The organism is Nonomuraea marmarensis (assembly GCF_043197025.1).
Classification (GTDB): Bacteria; Actinomycetota; Actinomycetes; order Streptosporangiales; family Streptosporangiaceae; genus Nonomuraea; species Nonomuraea marmarensis.
The window spans coordinates 56,962-79,335 of the sequence record NZ_JBICRM010000025.1 but is presented as its reverse complement, the minus strand read 5'-3'; the positions used below and the strand labels follow the sequence as shown (position 1 = coordinate 79,335).

22 protein-coding genes and 1 pseudogene are annotated in these 22,374 nt (G+C 68.8%); 19 read left to right on the top strand and 4 right to left on the bottom strand.

Going from position 1 to position 22,374, the window contains the following annotated elements:
* Window positions 1–142: 142 nt before the first annotated feature.
* The 4 genes and pseudogenes from ACFLIM_RS33200 (at window position 143) to ACFLIM_RS33185 (ending at window position 4,361) form a co-directional block, all read left to right on the top strand.
* A complete protein-coding gene (locus ACFLIM_RS33200) occupies window positions 143–550 on the top strand; it encodes a hypothetical protein (RefSeq protein ID WP_393172269.1) in 408 nt (135 codons plus the stop codon).
* A 142-nt stretch (window positions 551–692) separates the two neighbouring features.
* A pseudogene (locus ACFLIM_RS33195) lies at window positions 693–976 on the top strand (cytochrome P450); the annotation flags it as partial.
* 72 nt (window positions 977–1,048) lie between these two features.
* Entirely contained in the window at window positions 1,049–1,183 is a 135-nt protein-coding gene (locus ACFLIM_RS33190) for a DUF1707 domain-containing protein (protein ID WP_393172268.1), read from the top strand.
* A complete protein-coding gene (locus ACFLIM_RS33185; protein ID WP_393172266.1) occupies window positions 1,164–4,361 on the top strand; it encodes a BTAD domain-containing putative transcriptional regulator in 3,198 nt (1,065 codons plus the stop codon). The genes ACFLIM_RS33190 and ACFLIM_RS33185 overlap by 20 nt, the downstream gene beginning before the upstream one ends.
* On the opposite strand, the gene ACFLIM_RS33180 is transcribed toward ACFLIM_RS33185, so the two are convergent.
* Together ACFLIM_RS33180 and ACFLIM_RS33175 are read right to left on the bottom strand one after the other, a co-directional pair.
* Window positions 4,345–5,067 (bottom strand): ABC transporter permease, encoded by a 723-nt coding sequence (locus ACFLIM_RS33180; RefSeq protein ID WP_393172264.1) that lies wholly within the window; start codon window positions 5,065–5,067, stop codon window positions 4,345–4,347. The two genes, ACFLIM_RS33185 and ACFLIM_RS33180, sit on opposite strands and share 17 nt — an antisense overlap.
* A gap of 35 nt (window positions 5,068–5,102) precedes the next feature.
* On the bottom strand, window positions 5,103–6,047 hold the full coding sequence (locus ACFLIM_RS33175) for an ATP-binding cassette domain-containing protein (RefSeq protein WP_393172262.1): 945 nt from the start codon (window positions 6,045–6,047) through the stop codon (window positions 5,103–5,105).
* A gap of 179 nt (window positions 6,048–6,226) precedes the next feature.
* On the opposite strand from ACFLIM_RS33175, the gene ACFLIM_RS33170 reads away from it, so the two are divergent.
* From ACFLIM_RS33170 to ACFLIM_RS33110, 13 genes are all read left to right on the top strand, one after another.
* A complete protein-coding gene (locus ACFLIM_RS33170; protein ID WP_393172260.1) occupies window positions 6,227–6,538 on the top strand; it encodes a hypothetical protein in 312 nt (103 codons plus the stop codon).
* Window positions 6,519–7,544 carry an aromatic ring-hydroxylating dioxygenase subunit alpha gene (locus tag ACFLIM_RS33165; RefSeq protein ID WP_393172258.1) on the top strand — a complete coding sequence of 342 codons (1,026 nt, stop codon included), beginning with the start codon at window positions 6,519–6,521 and terminating at the stop codon, window positions 7,542–7,544. Before ACFLIM_RS33170 ends, ACFLIM_RS33165 begins: the two co-directional genes overlap by 20 nt.
* A complete protein-coding gene (locus ACFLIM_RS33160) occupies window positions 7,541–7,738 on the top strand; it encodes a hypothetical protein (protein ID WP_393172256.1) in 198 nt (65 codons plus the stop codon). Before ACFLIM_RS33165 ends, ACFLIM_RS33160 begins: the two co-directional genes overlap by 4 nt.
* A 2-nt stretch (window positions 7,739–7,740) precedes the next feature.
* A complete protein-coding gene (locus tag ACFLIM_RS33155; protein WP_393172254.1) occupies window positions 7,741–8,712 on the top strand; it encodes a PDR/VanB family oxidoreductase in 972 nt (323 codons plus the stop codon).
* Window positions 8,713–8,728: 16 nt separating this feature from the next.
* A complete protein-coding gene (locus ACFLIM_RS33150) occupies window positions 8,729–9,565 on the top strand; it encodes an IclR family transcriptional regulator (protein WP_393172252.1) in 837 nt (278 codons plus the stop codon).
* A 172-nt stretch (window positions 9,566–9,737) separates the two neighbouring features.
* Entirely contained in the window at window positions 9,738–10,532 is a 795-nt protein-coding gene (locus tag ACFLIM_RS33145; RefSeq protein ID WP_393172250.1) for an IclR family transcriptional regulator, read from the top strand.
* 83 nt (window positions 10,533–10,615) lie between these two features.
* Window positions 10,616–11,683 (top strand): ABC transporter substrate-binding protein, encoded by a 1,068-nt coding sequence (locus ACFLIM_RS33140; RefSeq protein WP_393172248.1) that lies wholly within the window; start codon window positions 10,616–10,618, stop codon window positions 11,681–11,683.
* A gap of 23 nt (window positions 11,684–11,706) precedes the next feature.
* Window positions 11,707–12,552, top strand: a complete 846-nt coding sequence (locus tag ACFLIM_RS33135; RefSeq protein WP_393172246.1) for an ABC transporter ATP-binding protein — start codon at window positions 11,707–11,709, stop codon at window positions 12,550–12,552.
* A gap of 4 nt (window positions 12,553–12,556) precedes the next feature.
* Window positions 12,557–13,354: an ABC transporter permease gene (locus tag ACFLIM_RS33130; protein WP_393172245.1), complete on the top strand. Its 798-nt coding sequence runs from the start codon at window positions 12,557–12,559 to the stop codon at window positions 13,352–13,354.
* Entirely contained in the window at window positions 13,351–15,048 is a 1,698-nt protein-coding gene (locus tag ACFLIM_RS33125; protein ID WP_393172244.1) for a dihydroxy-acid dehydratase domain-containing protein, read from the top strand. Before ACFLIM_RS33130 ends, ACFLIM_RS33125 begins: the two co-directional genes overlap by 4 nt.
* Window positions 15,049–15,079: 31 nt before the next feature.
* Window positions 15,080–16,369, top strand: a complete 1,290-nt coding sequence (locus ACFLIM_RS33120) for an FAD-dependent oxidoreductase (RefSeq protein ID WP_393172243.1) — start codon at window positions 15,080–15,082, stop codon at window positions 16,367–16,369.
* An 8-nt stretch (window positions 16,370–16,377) separates the two neighbouring features.
* Window positions 16,378–17,658: an aconitase X gene (locus tag ACFLIM_RS33115; protein ID WP_393172241.1), complete on the top strand. Its 1,281-nt coding sequence runs from the start codon at window positions 16,378–16,380 to the stop codon at window positions 17,656–17,658.
* On the top strand, window positions 17,655–18,077 hold the full coding sequence (locus ACFLIM_RS33110; RefSeq protein WP_393172240.1) for an aconitase X swivel domain-containing protein: 423 nt from the start codon (window positions 17,655–17,657) through the stop codon (window positions 18,075–18,077). Before ACFLIM_RS33115 ends, ACFLIM_RS33110 begins: the two co-directional genes overlap by 4 nt.
* Window positions 18,078–18,233: 156 nt before the next feature.
* Here ACFLIM_RS33110 and ACFLIM_RS33105 read toward each other — a convergent pair whose 3' ends face one another.
* On the bottom strand, window positions 18,234–18,500 hold the full coding sequence (locus ACFLIM_RS33105) for a hypothetical protein (protein WP_393172239.1): 267 nt from the start codon (window positions 18,498–18,500) through the stop codon (window positions 18,234–18,236).
* 131 nt (window positions 18,501–18,631) lie between these two features.
* Complete coding sequence (locus ACFLIM_RS33100; RefSeq protein ID WP_393172237.1) at window positions 18,632–19,084, bottom strand: winged helix-turn-helix transcriptional regulator; 453 nt, start codon at window positions 19,082–19,084, stop codon at window positions 18,632–18,634.
* Between the two features lie 86 nt (window positions 19,085–19,170).
* Here ACFLIM_RS33100 and ACFLIM_RS33095 point away from each other — a divergent pair, with 86 nt between their 5' ends.
* Window positions 19,171–20,385: an MFS transporter gene (locus ACFLIM_RS33095; RefSeq protein ID WP_393172235.1), complete on the top strand. Its 1,215-nt coding sequence runs from the start codon at window positions 19,171–19,173 to the stop codon at window positions 20,383–20,385.
* A 554-nt stretch (window positions 20,386–20,939) separates the two neighbouring features.
* Window positions 20,940–22,364 carry a serine hydrolase domain-containing protein gene (locus tag ACFLIM_RS33090; protein ID WP_393172233.1) on the top strand — a complete coding sequence of 475 codons (1,425 nt, stop codon included), beginning with the start codon at window positions 20,940–20,942 and terminating at the stop codon, window positions 22,362–22,364.
* Window positions 22,365–22,374 lie beyond the last annotated feature (10 nt).

The window sequence follows — 22,374 nt, the reverse complement described above, 5'->3', positions numbered from 1 at the left end:
ACGGGTGAGGGCGCGTACGGCCGCCCGCCCCCGCTGTGGTTGCCCGCCTGCGGCGATCGCGTCCGCGGCGCCGTGCACTCCCGCATTCCACCATCCGTCCGTTCAATCGAATTTCATGACAGATTTGAAGGAGCACACAACCATGTCCATCACCCTTACCGACCAGGACAAGCTCACCCTGCGGACCGCCGCGTACGGCGCCGTCACGCTGATGGCCGCCGCTGGTGCCGCAGGCTCGCCCCACAGGGTCGCCACCGACGGCTCCATCGCTCTGTACTCCGCGACCGGCCTGGTCGGGCACGTGCTCGCCGAGAAGCCCAAGGGCATGAAGCCGAACAGCAAGTCCGTAGCCGGAATCGCCGACCACGTGCTGCCGGCCCTGACGGCAGCCATGAGCATGCTCAAGAAGCAGGCTCCAGCAGAGGCCGACAACTTCCGCAGCACCGTCATCGTCGCCATCGAAGCAGCCGCCCGGACCCACCATGGCGAGCCCAGCCCCACCATGACTGAGATGGCCCGCAAGATCACCGAAGCCCTCGACGCCGCTTGACGGGATGTCGACCTGCGCAGCTACAACGTGTCACGGGCCCCTCCCGGGACCCCGTGACACGGCGGCGTGGCTGGGGATGTCTCAGTTGCCGGCAAATGATCAACAATCCGGCGGCTGGGCGCATGGTTCTTACGAACGGCCCAACACCGTTAACCGCGACCCCGAGCGCTTCGCCGAGCCCCACGTGCTCGACCTCCGGCGGTAGGACGGCGGGCACCTGGCCTTCGGCCACGGCATTCCACCATTGCCTGGGTCAGCAGCTGGCCCGCGTCGAGATGCGGGTCGCCTTCCCCGCGCTGGTCAACTGCTTCCCCACGCTGCGCCTGGCCGTACCGGCCGAAGAGGTTTGACCTGCGCCCGGAGGCCGCGGACATCTACGGCGTGAAGAGCCTCTCGAGCGCGCCCGCCGAGTCTGGATACGGCTGACCCAGGGCCGGACCGGCACGTTGCGCAAGACCGGCTCGCGACATATCGCGATTGCGCATACCATGTCTGACCGTGACCGACGATCCCGCCCTGCGGGCCTCGGACGCCGACCGCGACCGCGTCGCAGCGGCGCTCGGCGAGGCCCTCGCCACAGGAAGATTCACCAGCGCCGATGAAGGTCGGCGGTGTGCGCGCAGTGGCGGTTAGTCAGTCGTCGCCACGGTTCGGCACAATTACTCATGTGCGAATCGGATTGCTCGGACCGTTCGAGGTCCGGAACCGCGATGGGGCCGTGGTGGAGGTTCCTGGGATTCGGCTGCGCGCACTGCTGGCCGCACTCGCCCTCGAACCTGGCCGGATCGTCACGCGTGCGAGGTTGGTGGACTGGATTTGGGGGCAACGGCCGCCCGCGGACGAAGTGAATGCCTTGCAGGCGTTGGTGTCCCGGCTGCGCAGGGTGTTGCCGGACGGTGTGATCGAGGCGGAGTCCGGCGGGTACCGGGTGGCCGTGGCTCCTGATGCCGTGGACGTGTGCCGGTTCGAGCACCTGGTGGGTCAGGCCCGTGCCGCCGAGCCTGCGGCGCGGGCGGATCTGCTGCGCTCGGCCTTGGCATTGTGGCGCGGTACGGCCATGGCGGACATCGCACTGCAAGGCAGCGATGCGTTCGACGCCGCGGTCGCGCGTCTGGACGAACTCTACGTTGCCGCGCTCGGGGATCGGGTGGATGCGGATATTCGCCTCGGCCATGGCTCGGAGTTGGTCTCCGAGCTGACCGAGCTGGTTGCCACGTATCCGCTGCGGGAGGGGTTCGTCGCGGCCTTGATGCGAGCGCTCGCCGAGGCGGGGCGTGGGACTGAGGCGTTGACCGTGTACCAGCGGACGCGTGAGCGGCTCGCTGAGGAGTTGGGCGCCGATCCATCGGCCGAGCTCTCCGCGCTGCACACCGCGTTGCTGCGGGGCGAGCTGGGCGAGCGGGCGGAGAACCGCAGGACGAACCTGCGCGCCGAGCTGACGAGTTTCGTCGGCAAGGACGATGACATCTCCGTGGTCGCCGGTCTGGCCATCAAGCACCGACTGGTCACCTTGACGGGGGCGGGTGGCTCCGGCAAGACAAGGCTGGCCACGAAGACCGCGCGGACGATGCTCGCCGAGCTGCCGGATGGGGCGTGGCTGGTCGAATTGGCCTCGGTGCGGGCAGGTGGTGAGCTGGCGCAGGCCGCCCTTACCGCGATCGGCCTGCGGGACCAGGGACTGCTCGGTGGTGCGCGGGGTGGGGAACCGATGGATCGGCTCATTGCCGCGGTCAGGGAGCGCGCGATCTTGCTGATCCTGGACAACTGCGAGCACGTGATCGAGGCGGCCGCGGCTTTCGCGGATCGGCTTTTGGGGGAGTGCCGGAGGCTGCGGATTCTGGCCACGAGCAGGGAACCGCTCGGTATCACCGGGGAGGTGCTGTGGCAGGTCGAGCCACTCGCGCTGCCCGCGAAGGGAGCCGACCCCGCCGAGGTCGGGTCCTCGCCCGCGGTGCGGCTGCTGCGGGACCGCGCGGATTTGGTGCGCAAGGACATCGGCTCCGACGCGCACACCTTGTCGGCTATGGCGCGGATCTGCCGGGCGCTGGACGGGATGCCGCTGGCGATCGAACTGGCCGCGGCACGGCTGCGCACCATGTCTGTCGATCAGCTGGCACGTGGGCTCGATGACCGTTTTCGTCTGTTGACCGGCGGCAGCCGTACGGCGCTTCCTCGGCACAAGACGTTGCGCGCGGTCGTGGACTTTAGCTGGGATCTGTTGACCGAGGCCGAACGTAGCGTGCTGCGGCGGCTCTCGGTGTTCTCCGGCGGGGTGAGCCTGGAAGCGGCCGAACGGGTGTGCGGGGACGAGGCGTTCGCCGGGGAGCAGGTCTTCGACGTGCTGACCGCGTTGATCGAGAAGTCGCTGCTGCTCGCCGATGGCGAGGGCACGCCGCGCTACCGGATGCTCAACACCATCAGGGAATACGCGGCGCACCGGCTCGCCGAAGCCGGGGAGAGCGAGCCGGCGCGCCGGGCGCACCTTGCCTACTTCACCGAGCTGGCCGAGACGGCCGATCCGCACCTGCGTCGGGCCGAACAGCTGGAATGGCTGGCCACGCTCGAGGCCGAGCACGACAACATCAGTGCGGCCCTGCGCAGGGCGATCGCCGAGGGATGGGCCCAGGAGGCGATGCGGCTGGTCGCGGCCGCGGGCTGGTACTGGTACCTCAGCGGGCACAGGGCCGAGGGCAGCGAGTTGAGCATCGCGGCGGCCTCGCTGCACGGTGAGGTGTCCGATGAGGTGCGGGCGATGGCGTACCTCATCGTGACAATCTTCGTGACCTCCGGGGTCAGCGGCGATCAGTATCAGGCGCGGGAGTGGATCCACGAGGCGCACCGGTTCGCCCAGAGCAGCGGGTCTCGCCACCCGCTGCTCGGGTTCGTCGGGCTGCTGGAGCGGACGCTGCAGGGCCCGACGGAGTTCCTGCCCGCGTTCGAGCCGCTCATCGCCGACGACGATCCGTGGGTGCGCGCGCAGGCCAGGCTCAGTCGTGGCCGATTGCGGCTCACGATCGGCGGCGACGAGACTGACGTGGACATCGACGGCGAAATCGCCCTTGCCGAGTTCCGCACGCTGGGTGACCGGATGGGGATCTCGTTCGCGCTGACCTTCCTGGCCGATCGGCTCGCCATGCGCGGCGAGTTCGCACGCGCGTGTGAGCACTACGAAGAGGCGGCCACGGCGCTGACCGAGGTAGGCGCGACCGAGGACGTGGTCGGCCTGCGGGCGCGGCAGGCTCAGCTGTACTGGCTGCTCGGCGATGAGCCATCCAGCATGTCCGCCATGGCAGAAGCGCAGCGGTGCGCGGGCGGGATCGCCTGGCCGGACGCGCTTGCCGAGCTGGCGCTTGCGAAGGCGCAACTGGCGCGCTGGCGAGGCGAGCCGGACCAGGCACACCAGCACCTGGCCACGGTACGGGCGGTGCTGGGCGACGCGGAAATGGTCGACTCCGTCCGCGCCATGACCATGCACCTGTACGGCTACCTCACCGAGGATCTCGAGAAGGCCCGCGCGTATCGGACCGAGGCGTTCCGCGCGGCCATGAAGCATATGCATCCACCGACGATCGCCGAGGTGTTGATCGGGATCGCGGATCTCGCGCTGCGCCAGGGACAGTACGAGCAGGCCGTGCGATTGCTCGCGGCAAGCGACGGCGTGCGCGGTACGCCGGATCGTTCGCAGCCGGACGCGTCCAGGATCGCCGCGGACACGCGCAATCGCCTCGGCGAAACCGTGTTCGCCGAGGCGACCCGTGCCGGGCAGCAGCAGGACTGGCGTGAGCTGGCCGAGATCACGCTCGCTTCGTGAACGTCGCACGAGCCCACAGGTAGCCGATCAACGTGAGCCCCACACACCAGGCGATCGCCGTGATGGCCGTGCCCGCCGATGGCGCGCCGGTCAGGAACCCGCGCAGGGTTTCGATGATCGAGGTGAACGGTTGGTACTCGGCGAATTGCCGCGCACCCGGCCCCATCGTGTCGGCCGGCACGAATGCGCTGCTCAAAAAGGGAAGAAGCATCAGCGGGACGCCGAGGATGCCCGCGCTTTCCGGTGACTTCGCCGCGAGACCGGCCGCGACGGTCAGCCAGCCGATCGCCAGTACCGTCAACACGACGATGCCGATCGCGCCGAGCCACTCCGGGAAACTCGCCGACGGTCGGAATCCCATCAGCAACGCGACCCCGATGATGACCGCGATGGCCACCAGGGTCCGCAGCATGATCTCGATCACGTGCGCGTTCAACACCGCGGCCCGTGACACGTGCATGACGCGAAGCCGGTTGATGAATCCGGTCGTCATATCGGAATTCACCGCGGTCGCGGTGGGGCCGATGCCGTAGCCGATGGTCATGATGATCAATCCTGGCGTCGCGTAGTCGACGTAGTCGGTACCGACGCTGAACGCGCCGCCGAGTACGTAGACCATGAGGAACACCACGAAGATCGGCACGATGATGGCGTTGAACAGTGCCAGCGGATTTCGCATCGTGTGCCGGAGGTTGCGCCGCACCATGGTCGCGGAATCCGCCAGGGAAGCTGAGATGGCATTCATCGTGCACTGACCTCCTTGTTCCCGTGACCGGTAAGGGCGAGGAAGACGTCATCCAGGTCCGGCGTATGCACCGACAATTCCTCGACTTCTATGGAATGCGCATCGAGCCGATCGAGCAGCGCGCGCAATGACCTCACCCCGCCATCGCCGGGAACACGCAAGGTCAGCTCTTCGTCGTCCCTCGTGGACCCGTGCAGGACCCGTGCCGCGATGTCGAGTTCGTGCCGATTGGTGAACCGCAGCCGGACATGGCTGCCGGGAACCCGGCGCTTGAGCTCATCGGCGGTGCCCTCGGCGACCAGCCGGCCCTGATCGAGTACGGCGATCCGGTCAGCGAGCTCGTCGGCCTCCTCCAGATACTGCGTGGTGAGGAAGATGGTCATGCCGTCGGCGACCAGTTCCCGGATGATCTCCCACATGGTGCGGCGGCTGCGCGGATCGAGTCCCGTCGTGGGCTCGTCCAGGAAGGTGATCTGCGGCTTGCCGACCAGCGTCATGGCAAGGTCCAGTTTGCGGCGCATGCCGCCGGAGTAGGATGCCGCCAGTTTGCTCGCCGCTTCAACCAGATCGAACCGGTCGAGCAACCGGTCGGCGATGCGTTTGCCCTCCGCCTTGGGCAGGTGCAGGAGATCCGCCATCAGCAGCAGGTTTTCCTCGCCGGTGAGCAGGTCGTCGACCGAAGCGAACTGCCCGGTGACCCCGATCGCCGCGCGCACCGCCTTGGTTTCCGTGGCCACGTCGTGCCCGGCGACGACCACCTTCCCGGCGTCGGGGGTCAGCAGCGTGGTCAACACGTTCACCGTCGTGGTCTTCCCAGCGCCGTTGGGCCCGAGCAGGGCGAAGACCGTGCCGGTCCGGACATTCAGGTCGATGCCGTCGAGCACGATCTTGTCTTTGTATGCCTTTCGCAGCCCCGAGGCCGTAATGGCTGAACCGTTCATGGCATCCACCATCGCCGACCGCTCTGATACCGGGCCGTTGCCGTGCTGACACGGCCGCTGACACGACACCGCATCAGACCTGATCGCCGCCGGGACCTCGGCCGGCCTGGCGCGGCGGGACCGGGCGGTGAAGAGAAGAATCCGGCGCTACCGTCCCTACATGACGGCGATGAGACCCCATGGCCTCCGGCCACAACCGCGCCGAACTCGAACGCCTCCTCGGCCACGCCAACGACCGCTACCTGCGCCTGGACACCAACCCGCCCGACGACATCGCCGCCAAAGCCGAGAACGCCGTCGTCCGCAACCGGAGCGGCACTCCAGGAAACGGGTCCGGTGACGCGGCCTCCGTTTCCTTTTCAGCAGATGAAAACACGGCTTTCCCGCCATGCGGGGATCGCCGATTCTCGGGGCGACGGCCGGTGCGAGAATACCCGGTCTCCATCGAGGCGGACGAGGAGCTTGCAGGCCATGGTGACATTCGTTCGTGACCAGTGGTACGTGGCGGCGTATGGCTACGAGGTGGGCCGGGACCTGCTGGCCCGGACGATTCTCGGTGAACCGCTGGTCCTGTACCGCACAGGAGAGGGCGAGCCGGTCGCTCTGGCGGACCGATGCGTGCACCGCCGGTTCCCGCTGTCGGAGAGCCGTCTCCACGGCGACACCATCGTGTGCGGCTACCACGGCTTCACCTACGACAGCACCGGCATCTGCGTGGCCGTACCCGGCCAGCGGCGCGTGCCGCGCACCGCCCGGGTGGCGTCCTATCCGGTGGTGGAACAGGATTCGTTCGTCTGGGTGTGGATCGGCGAGCGCGAACGGGCCGATGCGAGCCTGATCCCCCGCGCGCCCTGGCTGGCCGATCCAGCGTACGCCACGGTGTCCGGGATGGAGCCGCTCGCGGCCAGGTACGAGCTGCTGGTGGACAACCTGATGGACCTGTCGCACGAGACGTACCTGCACGGCGGGTACATCGGGTCGCCCGAGGTGGCGGAGACGCCCATCACGACCGAGGTGGACGACGAGAAGGGCGTCGTCCACGTCAGCCGGCACATGGCCGACGCGGCCTGCCCGCCGTTCTACGCCAAGTCGACCGGCCTCGAAGGGCGGATCACCCGCTGGCAGGACATCGAGTACCACCCGCCGTGCCTGTACCTGCTGCACAGCAGAATCGCCCCGGTCGGAGTGCTGCCGGAGGAGGACGGCGGCGATCCGCACGCCTTCCACGTCGAGGTGGTCTACGCCATCACGCCGGAGACCGAGCACAGCACGCTCGACTTCTGGGCGGTGGCCCGCGACTTCGCACTGGACGACCAGGGTGTCTCGGACTTCCTCCGGGAGAGCAACCACACGGTGGTGATGCAGGACGTCGTCGCGCTGAACATCCTGGAGAAGGTCATCGCGACCGAGCCCGAGGGTTACCAGGAGCTCAGCATCAACATCGACACCGGTGCGCTGGCCGCGCGCCGGATCCTCTCCCGCATGGCCCGGACATGAGTGCGGCGGCCACCATGCTGCGCGGGGACACCGTCTACCGGGTCCACTGGAAACCGGGCACCGACCTCCTCGTCGGCGTGTGCCACTGCGGTGCGGCGCATGACTGCGAGGATCCCGTCGAGCTGTGGAACTGGCTGCTCGCCCATCCCGACGGCCACCGGCCGCTCCCGGCCTCTCAACACCCGGCGGCGTAGGCGTGACCGTGCGAAGTCTCCCCGCGACCGAACTCGACCTGGACTGTGTGCTCGACGGCGAGGGGGCCGTCGCGGACGGCGTGATCCTGTTGACGTTCCGGTCCACCGGCGGCGAGGAGTTCCCGCGCTGGACGCCCGGCGCGCATGTGGATCTGGTGTTGCGGCCCGATCTGGTCCGCCAGTACTCCCTGTGCGGGGATCCGGCGGATCGGTCGGTGCTGCGGATCGCGGTGCTCAGGGAACCCGATGGCCGCGGCGGATCTCGCCATGTGCACGACGAGTTGCGCCCCGGCAGCCGGGTCCGGATCCGGGGTCCGCGAAACCATTTCCCCCTGGTCGCCTCGCCGAGGTACCTGTTTATCGCGGGCGGCATCGGTATCACTCCCATCCTGCCGATGCTCGCCGCCGCCGAGAGGTCCGGCGCTGACTGGCGACTGGTGTACGGCGGGCGACTGCGCGCCTCGATGGCGTTCCACGAGCACCTGGTGCGCACCTACGGTGACCGGGTCAGCGTGTGCCCCCAGGATGAGGTCGGCCTGCTGGACCTCGACACGCTGCTGGCCGAACCGGATCCGCACACCAAGATCTACTGCTGCGGCCCGGAACCGCTGCTCGCGGCGGTGGAGGAGCGCAGCGCCCGGTGGCCGCGCGGGGCGCTGCACGTGGAACGGTTCGCACCGAAGGCCGACGCCGGCGCGGGCCGCACGGGCTGGTTCGAGGTGGAGCTGGCCCGATCCGGCAAGATCCTGCCGGTGCCGCCGGACAAGTCGATCCTCAAGGTGGTCGAGGAGTCGGGCACGGAGGTACTGTCGTCCTGCCAGGAGGGCACTTGCGGCACCTGCGAGACCCCGGTGCTCAGCGGCGTGCCCGATCACCGCGACTCGATCCTCACCCAGGAGGAGCGGGCGGCAGGCGACTTGATGATGATCTGCGTGTCCAGGGCGGCCTCCGCCCGCTTGGTCCTCGATCTCTGACCGCAGGGAGTCTGCCGTGTCCACCCCCTCACGACCAGCAGCGACGTTCCCCGCGGCCGGGCGGCTGCCGGAGGAGACGGGGAGCGCCGGAGACCGGGGCCGTACGGTCACCAGCAAGGTGCTCGCCCTGCTGGCGGCTTTCGGGCCGGAGACGCCCACGCTGACGCTCAGCGAGCTGGCACGCCGGGCGGGCGTCTCGATGCCGACCGCGCATCGCCGCGTCGCCGAGCTCGTCGAGTGGGGAGCCCTCGAACGAGGCCCGGACGGGCGCCTGCGGATCGGCCTGCGGCTGTGGGAGGTGGGCTCGCTGGCCCCACGCGGTCTCGGCCTGCGCGAGGCGGCGCTGCCTTTCCTGGAGGACCTCTACGAGCTCACCCACGAGAACGTGCAGTTCGCCGTGCGCGACGGCGTGGAGGTCGTCTTCGTCGAGCGCATCGCCGGCCGGCACGCCGTACCGGTGCTGACCCGCGTGGGCGGGCGGTTCGCCCTGCACGCCACGGGCGTCGGGCTCGCTCTGCTCGCGCACGCCCCGCCTGAGGTCCAGGAACAGGTGCTGGCCTCGCCGTTGCAGGCGTACACGTACAAGACCCTGACCGATCCCGTCGGACTGCGGCAGAAGCTCGCCGAGGTGCGCCGTGATGGCTACGCGGTGAGCGACGGCCAGGTCACGCTGGACGCGCTGTCCGTCGCCGCCCCCATCCTTTCCGTCAGCGGAGCCGCCGTGACGGCGGTCGCCGCGGTGTCGCTGGTGGTCCGCGCCGACGGCGCCCAGCCCTCGGCGCTCGCCCTCGTCGTCCAGGGCGCCGCGCGGGCGATCGGCCGGACGCTGTCGATGACCGGACAGGTGCGGTAGCCCGGGGTGTTGTCCCGTTACAAGGTTGAAAGACCTTCTTGTCCGAATCTACTGGACGCCTGGTCGATGATCTCAAGTAGGTGCTCGCCGAGGATGGCCGCCCCTGTCACGATCGAGCCCGGGCCGCAGCGAGGCTGGTCGTGAGCCGCGCGAAGTGGACGAGGTGGTGCGGATGGCGAAGGAGCGTCGGTCGGTGCTCCGGCGCGCGCTGCACATCCTGGACACGTGCAAGGACGCCGAAGGCGGGCTGAGCCTTTCCGAGCTCAGCCGCCGTTCCGGCGTACCGCTCACCACGACGCACCGGATCGTGGCCGAGCTGCACGAGTGGGGCGCGCTCGAACGCGACGACTCCGGCGACTACCTGATCGGCCTGCGCCTGTGGGAGGTGGCGGCGCTCGCGCCCCGGTCGGTGGGCCTGCAACGCGTCGCCCTGCCGTTCATGCAGGATCTCTTCGAGACGACTCATCGCGGCGTGCACCTCGCCGTACGGGAGAAGGACGAGGTCGTCTTCGTCGAGCGCTTCGTGAGCCCGGAGACGGCGGGGGATCGACCGCGGGTAGGCGGCCGGTACCCCATGCACGCCACCGCCGTCGGGCTGGTGCTGCTCGCGAACGCGCCGCCCGAGCTGCAGGAGGAGGTCATCAGCAGGCCACTGGTGTCGTATACCTCGCGGACATATTCGAGCGAGCGCGAGCTGCGGCAGGTGCTCGCCGAGGTCCGGCGTTCGGGATACGCCATCAGCGACAGGCAGATCAATCCGGAGTACGCCTCCGTCGCCGCACCCATCTACGGCCCCGGCAACACCGTCGTCGCGGCGCTGTCGCTGATCGTGCCGTACACCGAGTCGCACGGACCGAACCTCGCGCACCTGGTTCAGGCCAGCGCGCGCGGGATCTCCCGTGCGCTCGGAGCGCGCACGCGCCAAATTCATCCGCACCCGCCTTCCGATATGCGGAAAAGTAGGTAGCCGCTTCCGGCGTGTGACGCGAACCTCATTCTGGTCAGCTACGGGGTGTGAGGCTGGCCAGATCGAAATCTAGGAGACAGACGGTGCCTTCCAACACGCTCACCTCGATTCCCCTCAGCCGTAGGTCCTTCCTCCAGCGTTCCGCGGTCGCCGTGGCCGCTGCGACCGCTGGTCCCACGCTGCTGGCCGGGTGCGGTTCGGACTCCGCCGGCGCGGGCGGCAGCGGGAAGGTCACGTTCCTGAGCTATCTGGCGCTCGAGACCCTCTCGCTCGCGCCCGAACTGCTCGCGGTCGCGGGAGGTCACTTCGAGAAGCACGGGCTCGACGTCACGTTGCAGCCCGTGAAGGGCTCGCCCCAGGCCATGCAGACGCTGCTGTCGGGCATCGCGCCCATCACCAGGCTCGGCCAGATCGACGTCATGACGGCGGTCGCCGACTCCGGCCACCCGCTGGTCAACATCGGCACACTCAGCCGGGGCTCGTCCCTGCGTTTCGTCTACAGCAAGAAGCGCCACCCGCTCGAAAAGCCCGAGGACTTCGTCGGCCAGACGATGGGCGTGCCCTCCGAGGGAGGGACCAGCGACAAGGTGGTCTCGCTCGTGCTGGCCAATGCCGGGCTCGACCCGAAGAAGACCAAGCGCCAGGTCGTCGGGCTGACCCCCGGCACGTTCAGCCTGGTGGAGCAGGGCCGCCTCGTCGGCTACGTGGTCAGCGTCGACACCGCCAACATCCTGACGGCACAGAACCCCGATGTCGGCCTCTTCAATCCCGGCGAAACCGTTAAATCGGACTTGCAGGTCTACGTCACCAGCAAGGACGCCCTGAAGAAGGACACGGCAACCCTGCGGGCGTTCATGGCGGGAATCAACGACGCGCTGGCCGCGATCGTGGCGGACGAGGCACTCGACGAGACCATCAAGCAGCTGCGCGGCAAGTACTCCTTCGCCACCCTCGACGACGACAAGGTCGCCAAGGCCAGCCTTACCATGCTGCGCGACACCTGGACCGGCGGCGATTCGAGCAAGCCCCTGCTGGTCACCGACGAGGCAGCGTGGGCGACCGGCTACCAGGAGCTCACCGCCGCCGGCCTCGCCAAGTCCGGCGGCGACGCCGGCTCCTGGTTCGACAACAGCCTGCTGCGCAAGGCCTGAGCTACATGGATCAAAGGAGTCAGATGTCCGCGCACAGGTCCGAGACGATCGAGCAGACCTCGGACGCCCAGGACGCGCCGCCCTCGGCGGCCACCAAGCTCGAACTGGTCGGGATCGGCAAGGAGTTCCGCTCCAAGAGGGCGAGCACCCACGCCTTGTCCGACATCAACCTGACGATCAGCGACGGCGAGTTCGTGTCGCTGATCGGACGGTCCGGGTGCGGCAAGACCACGTTGCTGCGCATGCTGGCCGGGCTGCTCAGCCCGACTAAGGGGGAGATCCTGATCGAGGGCAGGTCGCTCTGGAGCGGGACCAAGGTCGACTCCTCGGTGGTGTCCCAGCTCGGCGTCGTGTTCCAGGAGGCGAACCTCTTCCCCTGGTACTCCGTCGCCGACAACATCTCGCTCCCGCTGCGGTTGCGCGGCGACGGCAAGCAGGAGCGGCGCGAGCGCGCGCACGAGCTGGCCGAGCTGGTCGGGCTCAAGGGATTCGAGAACTCCTATCCCCGGGAGCTGTCCGGGGGGATGCGCCAGCGCGTCGCCATCGCCAGGGCGCTGAGCATCCGGCCGAAACTGCTGCTGATGGACGAGCCGTTCGGCGCGCTCGACGCGCTCACCCGGGAACGGATGAACCTCGAACTCCAGCGCATCGCGCTCGCCACGGAGGCGACCGTCGTCTTCGTCACCCACGACATCACCGAGGCGGTCTTCCTGGGCGACCGGGTGGTCCACCTGACGCCGCGCCCCGGCCGGATCCGCCAGATCAGGTCCATCGACTTCGATCGGCCGCGCAGCATCGACGTGCAGACAGAGCCGGCGTTCGGCGCGATAGTCCGCGACCTGCGCCACGCGCTCGACGAGGAGGAGTAAGGGCATGTCGAGGGAACAATCCAAGAAGCTGCTCCCATGGATCAGCACGCCGCTGATCCTGGTGGCCTTCATCGTCGCGTGGGACCTGTTCGTCCGCGTCAACGACATCTCCGAACTGGTGCTGCCGCCTCCGCTGACGGTCTTAGACAGCCTCGTGGAGGTGATCGGAGATCCGGCGACCTGGGACCACGCCCGCGTGACGGCCGCCGAGACCATCGGCGGGTTCCTGATCGCCATGGTGTCCGGTGTCGCGGTGGGGGTCGTGCTCGGCAAGGTGGCGTGGCTGGAGCGCAGCCTCCGGCCGATGATCGTCGCCTCCCAGGTCGTCCCCAAGGTGGCGCTGATCCCGCTGTTCGTCATCTGGTTCGGCTTCGGGATGACCTCCAAGGTGATCATGTCCGCGATGCTGGCATTCTTCCCGATCATGCTCAACGTGCAGTTGGGCGTCCGCTCCGTCGAGGCCGGCCAGCGCGAGGTCATGCGCAGCCTCAACGCCGACAGGTGGCAGACGTTCCGGCACCTGGAGCTGAAGAGCACGATGCCGTACGTCTTCGCCGGCATGGAGGTCGGCATCGTCTTCGCGATCATCGGCACCATCGTCGGGGAGTACCTCGGCGGCAGCGAGGGACTGGGCTACCTGGTGGTGCGTACGCTCAACGAGCTGAACGCCCCCGCACTGTTCGCGGTGATCATCCTGCTGTCCGTGCTCGGGCTGCTGCTGTACTTCGCCGTACACGGACTCAAGCGCTTCTTCATCCCCTGGCACGAGTCGGTCTACAGCCAGCAGGACGTGAACCGGTGAACCTGCGCAGCAACCTTCCGGAGGGCAGCCCGCGCTGGGCCACCAGGCGCGCGCAGTGGCACGCGCTCGGGCTCACCGCCGACGACCTGACGAAACCCAAGATCGCCATCGTGAACTCGTCGTCCGGACTCGCCCCGTGCTTCAGTCACCTGGATCCCATCGCCGCCGCCGTCAAGGAATCGGTCGCGGCGGCCGGCGGCGTGGGGTTCGAGATCCGCACCGTCGCGCCGACGGACTTCATCATGGCGGCGGGCGGCAGCGGCGGCTACGTCCTGTCGAGCCGTGACCTGCTGACCAACGACATCGAGGCCGTGGTCGAGGGCGCCCAGCTCGACGGCATGGTCTGCCTGGCCTCGTGCGACAAGACGACCCCCGGCCAGCTGATGGCCGCGGCCCGCCTCGACGTGCCCACTCTGATCATCACCTGTGGCTACCAGAGCTGCGGGCGGCTCGACACGGGTGAGCGGGTCGACATCGAGGACGTCTTCCTGCAGGCGGGACACCTCAAGTTCGGCGGCATCACCTTCGACGGCCTGTGCGACATGAGCACCCGCGCGATCACCGGCCCCGGTGTCTGCACCGGCATGGGCACCGCCAACTCCATGCACGTCGTCGCCGAGGCGCTCGGCATGACGCTGCCGGGCACCGCACCGGTGCGGGCCAACAGCCAGGCGATGTGGCGGGCCGTCCGGGCGAGCGGCCCGGCGATCGTCGAAGCGGTCCTCGCGGACCGCCGGCCGCGCACGATCCTGACGCCCGACGCGTTCGCGAACGCGGTGATGGCGGTGCTCGCGATCAGCGGCTCGATCAACACCGTCAAGCACCTGCAGGCGGTGGCCCGCGAGGCGGGCACCGGCGTCGACGTGTACGCGCTGTTTGAGAGGTACGCCGACACGATCCGGCCGCTGTCGGCCGTACGCCCCAACGGCGAGGACACCATCGAGCAGTTCGAGGACGCCGGCGGCGCTCTCGCGGTACTCAAGCAGCTCGGCGACTCCCTCATCGGCGAGGCGGCCACGGTCACCGGCGAGCCGATGGCGGAGCGGGTCGCGTCGGCCGTGGTCGGGGACGAGCAGATCATCCGGCCGCTGGCCGACCCGCGCGGCGGGCACCCGACCGTCGTCGTCATCCGCGGCTCGCTCGCCCCCGGGTCGGCGATCGTGAAGCTGTCGGTCAGCGAGGAGCGGGCCCCGACGTTCGACGGCGTCGCCCGCGTCTTCAACGACGCCCCGTCGGCCCTCGCCGCCATCGAGGGCGGAGTGGTGCGGCCGGGTGAGGTCCTGGTCCTGCGGGGGCTCGGCCCGGTGGGCACCCCCGGCATGGGCATGGCCTCCCAGACGGTCTTCGCGCTCAACGGCGCGGGCCTGACGGAACATGTGGCCGTGGTGACCGACGGGCAGCTCTCCGGGTTGGTCAACAAGGGAATCGTCGTCGGCGAGGTCATCCCCGAGGGCGCGCTGGCCGGGCCGCTCGGCGTGGTCGAGGACGGCGACCGGATCTCGATCGATCTGACCACCCGGCGTGCCGACCTGCTCGTCGATGAGGCCGAGCTGACCCGGCGGCACGAGAGACGCGCGCGGCACGAGGTTCCCGGCGGGAGGTCCGGCTGGCTGCCGGTCTATGCGCGGTCGGTCGAACCACTCGCCCGCGGCGCGACGCTCCGCGGCAACGACCTCCCCGTGACTCCGGTCTGACCACGCCGCGCCGAATCCTCCAGGAGAAGTCATGCCCCATGAGCTCACCGAGCTGAAGATAAACACCGTCACCAAACCCGGTGGTGATCCGCGTGAGGAACTCACCGCGGACATCTGCGTGGTCGGCGCCGGCATCTCGGGCCTGTCCGCCGCGGTGGAGGCACGCCGGCTGGGCCGGTCCGTCGTGCTGGTGGACGCCCTGCCGGTTCTCGGCGGCCAGTGCGTGAACTCGCTGATCGGCCTGTTCTGCGGGGTGTACGGCAACGGCCCGGAGTACCGCCAGCTCACGCACGGGATCTTCGACCCGATGTTCGCCGACCTCGGCAAGACGCACGACATCCACTTCAACCGGACCCACACGATGACCGTCAGCTACGAGGAGGTCGCGCTCAGCCGGTGGATCGAGAACCTGGTCTACTCGTTGGGGATCCAGGTCGTCCTCGGCGCGTCGGTGCTCGACGTCGACGCGAGCGACGGTCACGTCCGCGCCACCACCTTCGCCACCCGGCACGGCCTGGTCCGGGTCGCGGCGACCGGCTTCGTCGACGCCAGCGGTGACGCCTCGCTGACGTGGGAGGCCGGCATGCCCTGCCGGGTGCCCGAGCGCACGGTCTGGGGTTCGCAGCAGATCCGGCTGGAGAACCTCCGCGAGGAGTTCAAGCCCGGCCGCGAGGAGCTGGTCGCCCGGGTCGGCGAGAAGGCGGAGGAGTACGGGCTGGTACGGCGCGACGGCCTGGCCTTCTTCTTCCCGGGACGCAACACGGCGGTGATGAACATGACGCACGTCGAGGCCCCGCTCGAAGCGGTCCAGGCGGCCACGGCCCAGTTGGAGGGCCGGGCCCAGGCCGACCGCGTCGTGGAGTTCCTGCGCAAGGAGTTCCCGAAGGCGTTCGGCGACGCGAAGGTTCGCACCTACGGCTTCCCCGGCCGCCGGCAGACCCGGTGGATCGCCGCCATGCACCAGCTGAGCGTGGACGAGGTCCGCACCGGAGTGCGTTTCGAGGACGCCGTCGCCCGTACGGCCTGGCCCATCGAGCTGCACGATCGGATCGAGGGATATGTGTGGGAGGTGTACGACTCCGACCACGTGCACTATGTTCCGCTGCGCAGCCTGATACCGATGGGCGCGCACAACCTCGTCGCGGCCGGCCGTTGCGTCGACGGTGACGCCGCCGCCCTGTCCAGTGTCCGCGTGATGGGGCCGTGTGCGGCGATGGGGTTCGGCGCGGCGCACGCGCTCGACCTCGCCGGCGACGGCAGCGTCCAGGAGATCGATCGGGCCGAACTTCGCCGGCGCGTCCACGAGAACGTCGACAGCTAGGAGGCCGAGTGAAACTGGCAGACGACGAGAAGGCGATGCTCGACGGCGCCGAGGGACCGGCGGTCGCCGCCGCGATGGACCTCCTGGTCAGGTATGGCGAGGCGCTCGGCGCCGAACGGCTCTGCGACACGCGCAACGTCGCGGGGACCATGACCCAGCCGTCACCGATCAAGGCCAAGCTGGTCCGCGAGGGCGGCTGGAACAAGGCGTTCTCGACCATCAACCTGGACAGCGACGAGGACTTCGAGATCCCGCACATGCGGGTGCCCACCTGCCAGCTGCAACACGGCTTCAGCGACGACGCCCTCGGCATCGCGCCGTACCCGCCGAGCATGGTCGAACTCCAGGGAGACGCCGAGTCCTTCTACGGCGCCCACGGCGTCAACATCCTCGCCACCTGCACGCCGTACCAGGTAGGGAACCTGCCGGTGCGCGGGGAGCACTGTGCCTGGATGGAGTCGTCGGCGGTGGTCTACGCCAACTCCGTGCTCGGCGCCCGGACCAACTGCGAAGGCGGCGCGTCGACGGGGGCGGCGGGCCTGACGGGGAAGATCCCCTGCTGGGGCAACCATCTGACCGGGAACCGTTATGGCACACACCTGATCGAGTCGGTCCTACCGGTCGGCGGGTTCCTCGACTGGGGGATGTTCGGCTACTTCGTCGGCGACATCGTGCAGGAGAACCGGCCGGTCGTGATCGGTGACCTCCGGCAGCCCGACCTGACCGACCTCAAGCACTTCGGCGCGGCGACGGCCTCGTCGGGGGGCGTGGAGCTGTACCACATCCCCGGCATCACCCCCGAGGCGCCGACCCTTGAGGCCGCGTTCGGCGGCCTGCCCCTACCGGAGAAGATCATGTACGGCGAGCGCGAGCGCCGCGCCGTCTACGGGACGCTGAACAACCAGGGGCAGTCCACCGACGTCGACTTCATCCTGCTCGGCTGCCCGCACGCCTCGATCGACCAGATCGCCGGCGCGGCCCGTGCCCTCGACGGCAAGAAGCTCAACCCGGGAACCGAGCTGTGGATCATGGCTCCCCGCGCATTGCGGGTCGTGGCCGACCGCAACGGTTACACCGAGATCATCCGCAGGGCCGGCGGGCGGATCCTGACCGACTCGTGCCCGGCGATGTCGAAGTCCGCACCCGAAGGCACCCGCGTGTTCGCCACCGACTCGGCCAAGCAGGCGCACTATCTGCCGGCGATCCTGGGGATCGAGGCCTGGTTCGGCACCCTCGACGACTGCATCGACGCGGCCATCACCGGAACATGGCGAGGAGAACTGCGGTGACCATCGAGATCAGGGGCCGTGGCATCGTCCCAGGCTACGCCGAAGGCGAGGCGCTGGTCTCGCGGGAGACCATCTCCGGCTGGGGCGGCATCGACCCCGCCACCGGCGTCGTCATCGAGCGCCGCCACGAGCTGTTCGGGGTCTGCTTCACCGGAAAGGTGCTCGTCTTCCCCGGTGCCAAGGGGTCCTCCGGCTGGTCGGGCTTCTTCCAGAGCACCCGCCTGTACGGCACGGCGCCGCTGGCGATGGTGGTCGCCAAGCTGTCCACGAAGTCGGCGCTGGGCGCGGTGGTCACCCGGGTCCCGGCCATCTCCGAGCTCGACGCGGACCCGGTCGAGCTGATCCGCACCGGTGACTGGGTCATCGTGGACGCCGGCCGTGGCATCGTCACCGTCGCCACCGATCGCCGGGACGGATAGGCGCCTCGCGGGCGCCCTGCCACCCGGCCGAACTTTGCGCCTGCCGGAAACTCCATCCACGCAGTTCAAGCGACAGTCACCAGCCCTGAAGGACCGGCGACCCACGGGCCGCCACCGACGCGCACGAAAGCCGCGCCGGCGGCGGCCCCGCGACCACTAGCTGGGGAGCCTGGCCCGGGTGGCCGTGGAGACCACCGTGTCCTTCTGGGCGGAGGTCATCAGGCCGGCCGCGACCCATTCCTCCGCGGTGCGGGTCACGGTGGACACGAACTGTTCCTGGTTCGCGAAGGGCGCGTTCTTCCAGACCGCGTCGAGGAACGTCACCGAATCCGCCCGCCCGCGGTTGGGCACGCCGGAGTCGATCCTCCCGAAGACGATGTTCGGCTCGACGCGCCGGAAGTAGGCGTGGTAGCGCTCGGCCACGGTTATCCTGCCTTGAGTAGGTCCGGAGCGACGCTTTGCAGTTACAGGCAGGCGAGTCGGCCGCAGACTCGGCACTGGTAGAGGGGCATCGATTGCAGGGCCCGATGGGACGGGTTCTGGCGCGGCTGGGTTCAGGCGGTTTTCCGAACGTGCGACGCCTCGGCGGAGAGCGGCGCGCCCTCTTGGCCGAGCGGGTGGAGTTCGGGAAGCTCCCGCCCTTGGTCGTCGACGAGAATGGAGTGCGGCTCGTCTGGGGCGAAGGCGTGGCGCTCGCCCCATTGGCGGAGGGCGACGACGGCCGTGAAGAGGTCCTGCCCGGCTTCGGTGAGCCGGTACGTGTGTCGTCTGCCGTCGGTGGCGGCGCTCTTGTCAAGGATGCCGTGCTCGACGAGTTTGCGGAGCCGGTCGGTGAGGATGTTGCGGGCGATCCCCAGCCGCTGATGGAACTCGGTGAAGGTCGTCGCCCCGTCCATCGCGTCGCGGATGATCAGCAGGCTCCACCGGTCGCCTATCAGGTCGACGGTCCGTGCGACCGGGCAGGCCGGGTCGGTCCAAGCGCTTCCTGCAGCGAGTGTGACGTCCACTGGCCCCCTCCGTGATGAGTTGCAATCTGAAACCAGTATGCCCTAACCTCAGATAGGTTGCATTTTGAAACTTATTGGTGGGTGATATGTCGTCAGGATTGACCGGGAGGCAGCGGGCCGTGCTCGCGCTGGTGTGCGCGGTGGCGGTGTCGACCATCTACGGCATCCAGCCGGTCATCGAGGCCGCGGGCGAGGACCTCGGGCTGGGGGAAGGAGCACTGGGGTGGCTGGTCGCCGCCGGCCAGATCGGCTATCTCGCGGGGCTGGTGCTGCTGGTCCCGCTCGGTGACCTGTTCGACCGCCGCAGACTCATCACGGTGCACTTGCTGCTCACAGCAGTAGGTGCGGGGGTGGCCGCCGCCGCACCCAGCGGTGGCATTGCGATCGCAGGCCTGGCCCTGGCCGGACTGTTCGCCGTGGTCGTCCAGATCACGGTGGCCTACGTCGCCGCCGTCTCACCGACCGGCGAGCGCGGCCGCAACATCGGAGCGGTCACCTCGGGCGTGGTCATCGGGATCCTCGGAGTGCGGGTGGTCGCGGGCACACTGGGCGAGCTGACCGACTGGCGCATGGTCTACCTCGTAATCGCCGGGCTTTGCGCGATGCTCGCACTCGCCGCCCGATTCACCCTCGAGGCCGACATCCGCCGCCCCCGAGCCCGGTACGGGCAGCTGCTGTCATCGCTGGGTCGTCTGGTCGTCGGCGACCGGCTCTTCCTCAGCCGGGGACTGGTCGCGTTCTTCCTGTTCGCCTCCTTCGGCACGCTGTGGAGCGGACTGGCGCTCCCGCTCGGCGACGCGCCGTGGCACTTCGGCACTACCGAGATCGGATTGTTCGGACTCGCCGGTCTCACCGGGGCGCTGGGCGCGGCCCGGGCCGGCCGATGGGCCGACCGGGGCCTGGCGCCCTCGGTCACCGGCTGGTCGCTGGCCCTGCTCACAGCCTCGTGGCTGCTGATCGCTCAAGCGGGGTCATCGCTGTGGCTGTTGATCGTCGGCGTCATCGTCCTGGACTTCGCCGTACAAGCCGTTCACGTCAGCAGCCAGCACCTGCTCACCACCGCTCGCCCCGACCAGAGCAGCAGCGTCATCGGCGCCTACATGGCCTTCTACTCCCTCGGCTCCGCGCTCGGTGCGATCACCACCACCTGGGCCTACAGCACCACGGCATGGTCGGCCGCCAGCCTGCTCGGCGCAGCCTACGCCGCACTCGGACTCCTCGTCGCCACCTCGACCCGGCGTTTCACCGCCCTACCGCGGGCGCAACAACCAAGTGCGTCCGTATCGGCTACGTCCCGCTGACACTCGGTGGCGCGAGCGCATAGCGCTGAGCGAGCACCGTTGACCGGCCTTGCAGCCGTTTCCCATGCCCGCTACTTCAGAAGGGCTTCCACGGTCTCCTAGCGTCGGCTACCGCTGGGTTCTGCCGGCGGATCGGGAGGTCGTCACCTGGTTCGCCCGCGAGGCCGGCGATCGGCCGCCGCAGGCGGCGAACGCGCAAGGGCACGCGAGCGCTGGGGTGTTTCCGCCAGGCGGTGCTGGTGCTCCGGTGGCTGTTCGACGGGGTCTTGTTCGTCTGCGGCGGTCGTCAGGAGCGCCTGATCGTTCTCGAGGTAGTCGATGGCGGTCTTGGGGTCGAGGCCGAACACCGACGCCGTGGCGGTCTGGCAATGGGAGGCCGCGGTGATCCAGACCTTGCTGGCTGGGCCGGCCGTCCATGACGGACTGCTTGTCGATCAGGAGGTGCCGGTTGGCGGTGCCGTCGTCAGCGTTCGCATTGACGACCAAAGAGGCTCACCGGTCTTCCGTAGGTGGGCTTGACCTTGCCCCAAGGTCAAGGTTCGACGATGCTCTGCATGAACAACAACGCACTGCACACCGTCGAAGCCCAGATCCGCGAGCAGGCCGGCTCCTACTGCGAGTCCAACAACGTCCCCGGGTTCGTCGCCGGCGTCTACCATGCCGGCGAGCAGATCGTCGTCGCCCACGGCACTGCGAACGTTGCCACCGGCGCACCGATGCTCGAAGACACCGGATTCCTTTTCGGCTCCGTCACCAAGGTCTTGACCACCACGCTGGTTCTGCGGCAGGTCGAGCGTGGACTGCTGGATCTCGACACGCCGGTGGTGAAATACCTTCCCGAATTCGCCCTGACCGTGCCGGGTGCGGCGGACAAGATCCTGGTCCGGCACCTGATCTCCCACACCAACGGCATCGATGCGGACCTGTTCTTTCCCGATGCCAAGGGCCGCGACGCCCTGAAGACCTACGTCACCGGTCTCGCGAGCAGCTGCGGCCCCCTGTTCGAACCCGGCGAGCAGCTCAGCTACTCCAACGGCGGCATGATCGTCGCGGGCCGCCTGCTGGAAGTGGTGACCGGCATGCCCTTCCCCGAACTGCTCGAGCGCGACGTCTACGCACCCGTCGGCATGAAGGACTCCAGCACCTCAGCCGAGCGGGCCATCCTGCGCAGCACGGCAGTCGGCCACTTCCTGGACCCCGAGACCATGGCGGCCAAGCCCACAGGCATGTTCATGCTGCCCGACACCTGGGGGCCGGCCGGCGGCACGCCGATCGGCACCGTCGCCGACCTGCTCGCCTTCGGACGCACCCACCTCGCCGGCGGTGTGTCCCCCTCTGGCACACGCGTTCTGTCGGCCGAGTCGACCACGCTGATGCAGCAGGTCTCGCACGACATGGCGACTCCGAACGTCCCGCCGATGGGCCTGGGCTGGGTGCGGTACCCGTTCGGCGACACGATCATCCTGGCCATGTCGGGCGCGTCGCCCGGTGGCGTGTCCATCTTGTGCGTCGTACCCGAACACGACCTGGTCTTCACCGCCTTCGGCAACACCTCGGGGGCGATCATGCTGCAGGACCAGATCCTGCAGCGGCTCCTGAGCGAGCATCTCGGTGTCCACATTCCCACTCTGGTCACCGAAGTGGAGCAGGACGTCGACCTCACCCCATACGTTGGCACCTATCGTTCCAATCAGCTCCGCATCGACGTCAGCATCGTCGAAGGCCAGCTCGAGGAGCGGACGACCTACACACCGGCGGACGAATCGCAGGAGCGGATCTTCACCGAGTTCGCCGGCGGCATGACCTCCGCCCCGCCGCAGCGCTACGTGCCCATCCGGCCCGGCCTCTTCGCGCCGGCCGGATACCCGCTGGAGACGTTCAACGGATATCTGCGACTGCTGCTCGTCTCCTACCACGACGTTCGCGACGGCCAAGCGCTCTTCCGCAACGGCGGCGGCCGCCTGACCCGGCGGGCCTGACCGTTCCGAA